This is a genomic window from Pseudomonas sp. IT-P253 (assembly GCF_949768125.1).
Classification (GTDB): domain Bacteria; phylum Pseudomonadota; class Gammaproteobacteria; order Pseudomonadales; family Pseudomonadaceae; genus Aquipseudomonas.
Genome location: NZ_CATKPT010000007.1, coordinates 11,984 through 23,877, shown reverse-complemented (window position 1 = coordinate 23,877; position 11,894 = coordinate 11,984). Strand labels below are relative to the sequence as shown.

General features: G+C 60.8%; 4 protein-coding genes. 2 read left to right on the top strand and 2 right to left on the bottom strand.

Annotation, left to right across the window (positions count from 1 at the left end):
* Positions 1 to 7: 7 nt before the first annotated feature.
* A complete protein-coding gene (locus tag ACM6IR_RS03825) occupies positions 8 to 7,585 on the bottom strand; it encodes an SDR family NAD(P)-dependent oxidoreductase (RefSeq protein ID WP_414906459.1) in 7,578 nt (2,525 codons plus the stop codon).
* Positions 7,586 to 7,913: 328 nt separating this feature from the next.
* Here ACM6IR_RS03825 and ACM6IR_RS03820 point away from each other — a divergent pair, with 328 nt between their 5' ends.
* Positions 7,914 to 9,479, top strand: a complete 1,566-nt coding sequence (locus ACM6IR_RS03820; RefSeq protein ID WP_414906458.1) for a methyl-accepting chemotaxis protein — start codon at positions 7,914 to 7,916, stop codon at positions 9,477 to 9,479.
* Between the two features lie 196 nt (positions 9,480 to 9,675).
* On the opposite strand, the gene ACM6IR_RS03815 is transcribed toward ACM6IR_RS03820, so the two are convergent.
* The gene (locus ACM6IR_RS03815; protein WP_414906457.1) at positions 9,676 to 10,353 is read right to left on the bottom strand and encodes an alpha/beta family hydrolase; all 678 of its coding nucleotides are present in this window, start codon (positions 10,351 to 10,353) and stop codon (positions 9,676 to 9,678) included.
* A 111-nt stretch (positions 10,354 to 10,464) separates the two neighbouring features.
* Between ACM6IR_RS03815 and ccoN the strand changes: the two genes are divergently transcribed.
* Positions 10,465 to 11,889 carry a cytochrome-c oxidase, cbb3-type subunit I gene (ccoN, locus tag ACM6IR_RS03810; protein WP_414906456.1) on the top strand — a complete coding sequence of 475 codons (1,425 nt, stop codon included), beginning with the start codon at positions 10,465 to 10,467 and terminating at the stop codon, positions 11,887 to 11,889.
* The last annotated feature ends 5 nt before the right edge of the window (positions 11,890 to 11,894 follow it).

Below are 11,894 nucleotides of genomic sequence, written 5' to 3'. Positions count from 1 at the left end.
GTCCGAATCAGTTAATCAAACGAGTGAGGTTGGAATCCGGGCCATTGAGTCCATCGCTCAATTGCGCAATGTCCTCCCGGGACAGCTCCGCGCCGTGACGCGACAGCGCATCGGCCGCCCGCGATTGCAGCGTATCGACGCTGTCCTGCAACTCGGCGTGCTCTTGGTTGCCACGCAGCAGTTCGAGAATCCGCCCGGTCAATTTGGCGATGCTGGAGGTTTCGCTCAGTTCCATCACCGGCAGGCGAATCCCGAAACGTCCCTCGACCGCAACCACCAACTCGACACTCATCAACGAGTCCAGCCCCAACTCCTGCAGCGGACGGTTGATGTCGAGCTTGTTGGCCGGCAAGCGCAGGATTTCGCTGATTTCCTGTTTGAGCATTTCACCGAACAGCTCCGTCAGTTCCTGTTCATTCAGCTCGACCAGCAACCGCTGGATGTCGTCGACATCGCTTTCCTCGCTTTGTTCGCCGCCATTGAAACGGGCCAGTTCGCTGAACTTCGGCGTGTTCGCCGCCGGCAGGAAACGCGACAGCGCTTTCCAGTCGAGCTCCAGCACACCGAGCCCGGAACGCTGTTGCAGGAGTAGTCGCTCGAGGGTATCCAGCGCCACTTGCGAGAGTAACGCCTTGCCGCCCATTCGACTTTGCAGGGCGTCTTTGATGTCCTCGTTACGCGCGAGGAAACCCGCATCGTCGATGGCGCCCCACAGCACGCTGGTCGCAGGCAGACCGAGAGCCAGGCGATGGCGGGCCAGGGCTTCGAGCCAATGGTTGGCCGCGACATAGTTGGCTTGACCCGGGTTGCCGAACAACGTGGTTGCCGAGGAAAACAGTACGAAGAAGTCCAGCGCCAGGTGCGCGGTCATTTCGTGCAGGTATTGCGCGCCTTTGGCTTTGGGCTCAAGTACCCGTTGCACGTGTTGTGGGGTCAGGTTGCGAATCAGTCCGTCGTCGAACACGGTGGCCGCGTGCACGACACCGCGCAACGGCTGGGCACTGGCTTCGATACGCGCCATGACCGACTTCAATTGCGCGGCGTCGGTGATATCGCACGCCAGCGCTTGAACCTCGATACCCTGCTCGCGCCAGATCGCCAGCATTGGCTGCGCTTCTTCGGTGGCGGCGCCACGGCGACCCAGCAACACCAGATGACGAGCGCCTTTTTCCACCAGCCATCGCGCGGTGCGCAGACCAAATCCGCTGAGACCGCCGGTGACCAGATAAGCGCCATCGGCCGACAGCTGCAACGCTGGCGGCTGAGCCACCGGTGCACTGAAGACCTGTTGAATCGGCGTGCTATAGGTGACGACGATTTTGCCGATCTGCCGCGCCTGCTGCATGTAGCGGAAAGCCTCGACGACTTCATTGGCATCGAAGACGCGATACGGCAGCGGCGTCAGGACACCGTCCTGGAACAGACCCATCATTTCGCTGAACAACCGGCGGGTCAGCAGCGGACGCTCGCTCATCAGCTGATCGGCATCGATGCCGAAGTAGCTGATGTTGTTGCGGAACGGTCGCAGGCCAATCTTGGTGTTCTGATAGAAATCGCGCTTGCCGAGCTCAAGGAAACGCCCGAACGGTTTGAGCACTCGCAGGTTGCGGTTGATTGCCTCGCCCGCCAGCGAGTTGAGCACCACGTCCACACCCCGGCCATCGGTGATCGCCAGAATGTCGTCGGCATACGCCAGCGAACGGGAGTCAAACACGTGCTGGACGCCGAGCAGGCGCAGGAAGTCGCGCTTCTCGTCACTGCCGGCAGTGGCGTAAATTTCGGCCCCACACCATTTGGCGATCTGGATAGCGGCGATGCCGACGCCACCGGCCGCGCCGTGGATCAGGATCTTCTCGCCAGGCTCAAGCCGCGCCAGGTAATGCACCGCGTAATAGACGGTGAAGAACGTGCTTGGAATCGTTGCCGCTGCTTCGAACGACATGCCCTCAGGAATGCGCGCGACCGCGTTGGCATTGGTCACCAGACGGTTGGCGAAGCTCGACGGGCCGAACCCGACAACACGGTCGCCCGGCTGGAAATCCCCCTCGACCACCTCGCCTTTTCCGCGCACCACACCGGCGAATTCAAAGCCCAGGGTCGGGCCCGAAAAGCCGTTTTCAATGGCGTCATCGGAGAGCAGACCCAGGGCATACATGACGTCCCGAAAATTCAAACCGGTGGCCTGGACTTCGATGTCCAACTCATCACCGGCCGGCATCAGCGGGGCTCGGCTTTCCCAACGCAAATTGCGCAGCTGACCCGGTAAATCGAAGCCCAGTTTGATCTGGGTGGTTGCATGCTGGAGCGTGTCACCCGGCACGTCATCAGGCTGGATGCGCAATCGGGCAACGTAGCGATCACCCGCGGCGCTGATCGCCAGTTCGGTTTCGTCATCGGCCTGCAACAGCGCTGGCAGCAGTGCTTCGACACTGCAGTCGGTGGCCAGGTCGAGCAAGCGCACGCGGCACCCGACCGCCTCGTTGGCCAGGGTTCGACCGAAGCCCCACAGGGCAGCATCAGCCAGCCCTTGCACGGTGCTTTCGGTTCGAGCGCCAAAGGGCAGCAAATGAACGGCGGCGCCAGAGGTCAGCAGCCAGCAATCCGGCGCAATGCCCACCGCCTCACACGCCTGAGTGATCGCGGCGGCCAGCATGCAACGGTCTGCCTGAGCATCCAACCCTTGCGTGGCGAATAGGCCCGCCAGCATCACCACGTGGTGCGGTGTGGCACCGGTGAGACGCAATTGATCCGCCAATCCGGTGGCAGAATCCGGGGCCAGCAGCGCAACGTCCTGACCATGCTCGCGCAGGGTCGCCGCCAAGGCGCGGGCAAATGGCGCGTCCGCTCCCTGTTCGCTGGCCACCAGCAACCAGTTCTGGCGCGCCGGTTCAGCCTCAACTTCAAGGGGCTTCGGTGTGTGCGCAGCCGCCACCAACAGGTAGCTGCCGCAAGCCGTGTGAGGGATCAGCTCCAACGGCTCTGACACGTTGAGACCATGACGCTGCAATTGCTGCTGCCAGAAACCTGGACGCTGTTGCACCGACAGCCGTTGCTGTCCGTGCCCGGCCAGCCACCAGGACGCTTGCGCGCCGAAGATAAAGTCCGCCCAACGCGCGGGGTGTTGCGCCAACAACAGCAGTTCACCGTGGGCGCAAAGGCGTGTGGCTACGTGTTGCAGGCCTAGGCTGACCGAGTCCAGTGGCGCCAGGTCAGTGGTGACCAGCACCAGATCGAAGTCGTTGCCCGGCACCTTCGGCAATTGCGCGAAATCGGCCAGGGTCATGATTTGCAACTGGGCAAACTCCGCCTGAAGCATCGATACCTGATCAATGTTTTCGGCGCAGTACTGATAGTCAATGCGGTCGAAGTCCAGCGTCGTAGCGAGGTCAGCTGCCAAGGGCACACCGTCAAAACCCAGCTCGACAATACGCAAACGCTGGCCGTCAGGCAGCACGCTCAGGCATTTGGCGATGTGCGCGCGCACGCTGCCGAGCAAGGCGTGATAGCCGGCGGTGCCGAGTACCTGGCGGGTCAATTGCGCCGCAGAAGTTTCCCGTGGCAGCAGTTGCGTGATGCTCACTTGCCCGCTCAACAACGCCAGCAGATGCACGCCGATACGGCCGACCGAATGTATGATCTGGAAGTGTTCAGGATAACTGCGGAACAGTTCCTGCCAAATGACTTGCGCGCTCGCTCGCTCGCCTTGATCGGCGACTTGCCAGTTGCCTTCAGCGGTCAGGAGCAGGCTGCCCTCTTCCACAGCCAGCGCCAGCAAATGATCGAGGTAACCCGACAGCGCATGCGCCTCGGGGCCCCAGCTCGAACGCTGCTGCCGCGAGAGTTCACCGCCAAGTTGCTCGATGGCTTCCCAGAGGAAACTGCCGCACAGGTTGTCGAGCAGCGGATCGATTTCATTGGCATAACGGGCCAGCGCCGGATCGCCCGCAATCGCGGCAATCTGTTGCTGCAAGGTCGCGCCCAGCAGCGAGCCGGTCAGTGGCGAACGAGGGCCAGCGACGGGATAGGGTTTGGCAATCCCGACGAAGTCCACCAGTTTCAGGTCGCCGCTGCGATCCTTGTGCAGGCGCACACCCCGGAAACGTGCGTCCTTGATGCAAATGACCGCACGGCCTTCGGCGTCGTACAGCGTGAAGTCCGCCAACAGCGAATGTTCCGAACGACGCACCAGCCGGACCTGTGCCAGGCACGGCGGCCGGCTACCCGTTGCGAAACAGATACGTCCGAGTTTGACCGGTATGAACGCCAGGCCCTTACGGCTCTTGGGGTCACGGCCAAGCAGTTGAGTGATCAACTGGAAAGCACTGTCGAGTAATGCCGGGTGCACATGCAAGCTCGTGAGTTCCGCCTCGATCAGCTGTGGAACGGTAAGCCGCGCCAACACTTGATTGTCGTCAATCCAGCCGTCTGCTACCGCCTGATAGGCCGGGCCGTAATTGAGACCGACCGTACGGGTCAGCGCCAGATGATCCGCCGAGGTGAAGTCCGGTGCGCGGCTCGGCAAGGCCGGCGCGGTGCCGGCGAGCAAACCACCGCGGGCTTCGCCGGGAAATCTGGCGCTCACATGCTGAACCCACGGTTCGGTCTGGGCCGTGCTACGCGAAACGATGGACAGCGCACCGTCGGTGTTGTCGACCACCACTCGGACCTGCTTGGAGGAATCGGCGTGCAACAACAATGGGCTGTGGATTTCCAGCTCTTCGATTTCCACGTACTCGCCTGGCTGATACTTCAATGCAGCGGCCAGCGCAACTTCGGTGAAACCGGCGCCCGGGAACAACACAGCATCACCGACCATGTGGTCACCCAGCGACGGGAACAGCTGGGTGTCCAGGCGATTGTCCCAGGTCAGTTCATGCCCGGGCAGCGCGTAGCCCAACAACGGATGAACCCGTTCGCGCTGAAGGCGACCGGAAGACTCGGGGGTCTGCGGGAGCCAATGACGCTCGCGTTGCCAGGCGTAATTAGGCAACTGCACGAATCGACCGGTGTGCGTAAACAGGCACTCATGCCGAATGTCCATGCCGGCGATCAAGACTTTCGCCATGGTGCGATCGATCAGTTGCGGGCTTTCTTTGCCACGCAGATCCGTCGCGATCACGACGGCTTGCCGTTCCTGACGGCTGTGCGCGTCGGCCACGTACGAACGCAGAATCGGATGCGGCCCCACCTCGACGAAAACGTTATAGCCCTGCTCGGCGAGTTTTTCGGTGGCGGACTGGAACAGCACTGGCAAGCGGATGTTTTGCCACCAGTACTCGGCGTCCAGTCGTTCACCGGCCAGTTCGTCGCCAGTCACGGTCGAATACATCGGAATGCGTGATGGCCCCGGCACCACATCGCTCAACACGTCGATCAGCGCATCACGGATCACGTCCATGGCCGGCGAATGGAACGCGTAGTCGAGGCCTAGACGCCGAACGAAGACCTGTCGCTCGGTCAGCGCCTGTTCCAGAACGTCCAGTGCGGCTTGCGGACCGGCAACTGTTGCGCCCTTGAAGCTGTTCTCACCGGCGACCACCAGGTCGTGGTGCAGGTTGAGCGTTTGCAGCAGGCTGGCGGTGTCTTCGCCGCACAGACCAACCGCTGACATTTGCCCGCTACCTTTGGTCAATCCTTGCAAACGACTGCGGTGGTAAATAACCCGCGTGGCGTCCTTGAGGGTCAGGGCACTGCAAGCCCAGGCCGCGGCAACTTCACCCACGCTGTGCCCAGTGACAGCCACTGGCAGAACACCTTTTGCAGCCAGCATCCGCGTGATACCGACTTGCAACGCAAACAGTGCCGGTTGTGCAATCTCGGTCAGTTGATAGCGGTCTTCGCCATTGTCGCCGGCCAGTTCCGCCCGCAGCGAGTAACCCGCCAGCGGTTCGAAAATGGCGTCCACCTCAGCCACGGCGCTGTAGAACACCGGGTCAGCGAGCAACGACTTGCCCATGCCTTGCCACTGCGAGCCATTGCCGGAATAAACGAACACCGGGCCTTTCGGATGCTCCAGCGCCAGACCGCTTTCGAGCACCGCCGACTGACTCGGCACCCCGGGATCGGTCGCGAAATCGAGCAGTGCCTGAGCACTCTGTCGAGCATCGGCGCCAAACACCACGACACGCTGGGGGTGAATGTCGCGACGCACCAGTGACTGATAGGCAACGTCGTAAAGGCTTGCCTCGGCGGACTCGGACAAAAACCGGGCGAACTGCTCCGACTGAGCGACCAGGCCTGCGTGGTCCTTGGCCGACACAATCAGCGGCACCGTGTGATCGGTCGAGGCTGGCGCTTCATCGGCCTGCGGTGGGCTTTGCAAAATAACGTGCGCGTTCGCACCGCCGAAACCGAACGAATTGACCCCCACCACCAGTTTGCCAGTGGGCTTGAGTGCCTGGGTTTCAGTGACGACCTGCAAGTTGAGATCGGCGAACGGGATGTTCGGGTTGAGTTTGGTAATGCCGATGGTGGCCGGCACCTGGCGTTCAATCACGCAGAAAAGCGCCTTCATCAAACCGGCAACGCCGGACGCGGCTTCAAGGTGGCCGATGTTGCTTTTGATCGAGCCGATCAGCAACGGCTGGTCGGCCGGGCGTTGCTTGCCAAGCGCTTCGCCAATGGCGCGGCTTTCAATCGGATCGCCAACCGGTGTGCCGGTGCCGTGCGCCTCAAGGTAATCGATCTGCGTGGCGTCGATGCCGGCCGTGGCGTAAGCCTGCGTCATCAGCGCGCTTTGCGCTTCGGCACTCGGCACAGTCAGACTCGACTTGCGGCCATCGGTGTTCGCTGCAGTGCCGGCAACAACGGCCAGGATCTGGTTACCGTCCGCGACGGCCTTGTCGTAATCCTTCAGATAGAACAGGCCCGCCCCTTCGGACCGGACATAACCGTCGGCGGACTCATCGAAAACATGGCACTGGCCAGTGCGCGAGAGCATCGACGCCTTGGAAAAAATCAGGAAGCCGAACGGGTGAAGGTGCAGGCTGATACCGCCGGCCAGTGCCTGTTCGATATCACCGTTCTGAATCGCCTGGCACGCCTGGTGAAACGCAATCAGAGAAGACGAGCACGCCGTGTCGATGGCCATGCTCGGACCTTGCAGGTCGTAAAAATAAGAGAGCCGGTTGGCCGCAATGCTGAAGGTGTTGCCCGTGGCAGTGGCCGCTTCGATCGCCGACAAGTCATGCGCCAACCGGTAGCTGTAATCGATGCTGGCAATGCCCAGGTAAACGCCGCAATCGCTGCCGCGCAGGCTTGAGGGCTTGACTCCGGCGTTCTCGAATACTTCCCAGCCGAGCTCCAGCAACAGGCGTTGCTGAGGATCCATGATCGCGGCTTCTCGCGGGGAAATATTGAAAAAGCCCGCGTCGAAGGTGGAGATATCGCCAAGCGAGCCAGACGCGAAGGTATAGGACGTCGCCGGGTTGGCCTTGTCCGGGTGCAGGAACTCGTCTTTGGACCAGCGCGAAAAATCTGCTTCAGTGATGAAGCTCTGCCGATCTAACAGGTGCGGCCAAAAAGTTGCAGAAGTAGAGCCTGGAAAACGGAACGACGTCCCTATGATTGCAACTTTCTTACGCATTGCTACAAGCCCTTTTTATACCCAACCTTTTTCCAAAGGTGGGGCAACAATCAACGTCCATTAATTTAAATGCCGGGAAACCGGCGACACCTTATAAAGGTTGTGTCGCTAAAATCCTGCTCGTACCCAGCCAGCGTCCTACAAAAGACAGCGGCGAATCATACGCGTCCAGTCCCCTGAGGGAAACCTGAATAGCCACCCGTTGGGAGGGCCGGCCCAATCAGCGCGGCGCAAAAAAATTGAGACCCTCGTCTGATTAATAAAAAAGAATTCAATAAATTCGCGGTGCAGCCGACAACTTCTGAAAGCCTCACGGATTGAAAATGCCATGCGTAACAACCAGCCAATTACACAACGCGAGCGGACTTTCCCGGCTCAGCAACGGTTGATTTCCACCACCGATGCCAAGGGTGTGATCACCTACTGCAACGACGCTTTCGTCGAGATCAGCGGGTTTTCTCGTGAGGAACTGATCCGCGCGCCGCATAACCTGGTCCGTCATCCTGACGTTCCATCCGCGGTGTTCGCACACATGTGGGGCACGCTTAAGCAAGGCTTGCCATGGATGGGCATTGTCAAGAATCGCTGCAAGAGCGGTGACCACTATTGGGTGAACGCCTATGTGACGCCGGTGTTTGATGGCCAGCAGGTCATTGGTTATGAGTCGGTGCGGATCAAACCCACCGCCGAACAGATCCAGCGTGCCGAAGCGCTCTACCAACGCATCAATCAGGGCAAGTCGGCGGTTCCCTCAAGCGATAAATGGCTGCCGGTGCTTCAGGACTGGCTGCCGTTCATTCTGGTCAGCCAGTTGAGCTTCATGATCGGCGCAACCCTCAACTCCCAATGGGGCTTCGCCCTTGCCGCCGGTCTTTCGGTGCCACTGGGCTTGATGGGCCTGAGCTGGCAGCAGCGTGGCCTCAAGCGTTTGCTGCGCCTGACCGAGCAGACCACGTCCGACCCTTTGATCGCGCAGATGTACACTGACAGCCGCGGTGCTCAGGCACGCCTGGAAATGTCGATCCTCAGCCAGGAAGCACGCCTGAAAACGTGCCTGACCCGTCTGCAAGACACCGCCGAGCACCTGACCGCGCAAGCGAAACAGTCCGACACCCTGGCGCACAACAGCTCCACCGGACTGGAACGCCAGCGCGTCGAAACCGAGCAAGTGGCCACCGCCGTCAATCAGATGGCGGCTACCACACAGGAAGTCGCCAGCCACGTGCAGCGCACCGCCGACGCGACTCAGGAAGCCAATCGCCTGACCGGTCGCGGCCGCGACATCGCCGGTGAAACCCGTGAAGCCATCCAGCGCCTGTCGGTGGTGGTCGGTGAAACCGGCCTGACCGTGACGCAACTGGCCAAGGACAGCGACGAAATCGGCGGTGTGGTCGATGTGATCAAAGGCATCGCCGACCAGACCAACCTGCTGGCGTTGAACGCGGCTATCGAAGCCGCGCGTGCTGGCGAGATGGGTCGTGGTTTTGCGGTGGTCGCCGATGAAGTCCGCCAACTGGCGCAACGCACCAGTGAATCCACCGGACAGATTCACGCCCTGATCGCCAAACTCCAGCAAACCGCCAGCACGGCGGTGCAAACCATGGAAGCCGGGCATCGTCAGGCCGAAGAAGGTGTGGCGCGGGTATTGGAAGCGGATCAGGCGCTGGTGGGGATCAGTGAAGCGGTGGCCAACATTACCGACATGACCACCCAGATCGCTGCGGCGACCGAAGAGCAAAGCGCCGTCGCCGAAGAAATCAGCCGCAACATCAGCAACATCTCGCAACTGGCGGACCAGACCTCGGAGCAGGCACAACACTCGGCGCTGTTGAGTGAAGAACTGACCAAAACCGCGAATACCCAGTATTCGTTGGTGGAGCGGTTTAATCGCTGACGATGATTGGAAAGATAGAAACCCGGACAGTGAAAGCTTCCGGGTTTTTTATTGCCAGCCCGAAAGTGATGTCGGCTGTCCGGACCTCTTCGCGGGCAAGCCTCGCTCCTACGGGTTATCAGCGTCCGCATGATCGGCGCATAACCCGTAGGAGCGAGGCTTGCCCGCGAAGAGGCCCTGAGCAACACCCCAAACATCACTGAAGGAATGAGGCAACTTTCTCAGCCGCAGCCGCCAGATGCTGCTCATGGGTAAACCCGGACGCCTTCAACGGTTTCAAATCGTGATCCCCCGCCGCCAGCCAAAACACTTCGATGCTCGGCGATAGCACATATCCCTCGACCGCCTCACGATCACCCAACGCATCCCGTTCGCCCTGCACAATCAGTGTCGGCGTCTTAAGCGCAGCCAAATGCTCCACCCGCGGTTTCTCCGGTTTGCCAACGGCATAGAACGGATACCCCAGACACACCAGCGCATCCGCGCCCAATTCATCCGCGAGCAAACTGGCCATCCGCCCGCCCATGGACTTGCCGCCGATGGCCAGACGCCCAGTGACATGGCGTCGCACCACGGCATAGACCTCACGCCAGCATTCCAACAGTTTTGGTGCCGGATTCGGTGGCCGTTTACCGCCATCGGCACGTCGTTGCGCCATGTAGGGAAACTCGAAGCGCAGTACGTTGACGCCTTGATCGGCAAGGCGTGCAGCCATGTCGTTCATCCAGCCGCTGTCCATGGGCGCACCCGCGCCATGAGCGAGGATCAACGTCGCCGATGCCGGCGCCACAGCGGCATTCCACAACCATCCATGATCCCGCAGGCACTGCGCCCATTGATCCCCGTCAATACTGGCCTTGTGCTGTTTGTCCATGCTTGCCTCGCTTTTAGTCTGCCTATAACTCCAGGCGAAGGGAGCGTCTGCCTTGCGCGGCTTACTCGCAAAGACGGGCCTTCACTTCGGCTGAACCGTGGATGGGGAACCATGAACACTTCTATCAGTACCGCCTACAACTACAAGGTGGTCCGCCAATTCGCCATTATGACGGTGGTGTGGGGCATCGTCGGCATGGGGCTCGGGGTTTTTCTCGCGGCCCAGTTGGTCTGGCCCGAACTCAACTTCAATTTGCCGTGGACCAGTTTCGGGCGTCTGCGCCCATTGCACACCAACGCGGTGATTTTCGCTTTCGGCGGTTGCGCCCTGTTCGCCAGTTCGTTCTATTCGGTGCAACGCACCTGCCAGACCCAATTGTTCGCGCCGAAAATCGCCGCGTTCTGCTTCTGGGGCTGGCAGCTGGTGATTCTCCTGGCAGCTATCAGCCTGCCGTTGGGCTACACCAGTTCCAAGGAATACGCCGAGCTTGAATGGCCGATCGACATCTTGATCACCATCGTCTGGGTCGCCTACGCCATCGTGTTCTTCGGCACACTGGCCAAGCGCAAGACCAAGCACATCTATGTCGGCAACTGGTTCTTCGGTGCGTTCATCATCACCGTCGCAATACTGCACATCGTCAACAACCTGGAAATTCCGGTCAGCCTGACCAAGTCCTACTCGCTGTACGGCGGCGCGACTGACGCCATGGTTCAGTGGTGGTACGGCCACAACGCGGTGGGCTTCTTCCTGACCGCCGGTTTCCTCGGGATGATGTACTACTTCGTGCCGAAACAGGCCGAACGCCCGGTGTACTCGTATCGCCTGTCGATCGTGCACTTCTGGGCCCTGATCACCTTGTACATCTGGGCCGGTCCGCACCACTTGCACTACACCGCGCTGCCGGACTGGGCACAGTCGCTGGGCATGGTGATGTCGCTGATCCTGCTGGCTCCCAGCTGGGGCGGGATGATCAACGGGATGATGACGCTCTCGGGCGCCTGGCATAAGTTGCGCAGCGACCCGATTCTGCGCTTCCTCGTGGTGTCCCTGGCGTTCTACGGCATGTCGACCTTCGAAGGGCCGATGATGGCGATTAAAACCGTCAACGCCCTCTCCCACTACACCGACTGGACCATCGGCCACGTACACGCCGGCGCCCTCGGCTGGGTGGCGATGATCTCCATCGGTGCGCTGTATCACATGATTCCGAAAATCTTCGGCCGACCACAGATGCACAGCATCGGTCTGATCAACGCGCACTTCTGGCTCGCCACCATCGGCACCGTGCTCTACATCGCTTCGATGTGGGTCAACGGCATCGCTCAGGGCCTCATGTGGCGCGCTGTGAACGAAGACGGCACGCTGACCTACTCCTTCGTCGAAACCCTGGCGGCCAGCCACCCAGGCTTCGTCGTGCGACTGGTGGGCGGTGCGATCTTCCTCAGCGGCATGTTGCTGATGGCCTACAACACCTGGCGTACCGTGCGGGCCTCGCAGCCTGCCGAAGCCGCCGCTGCCGCGCAGATGGCCTGAGGAGT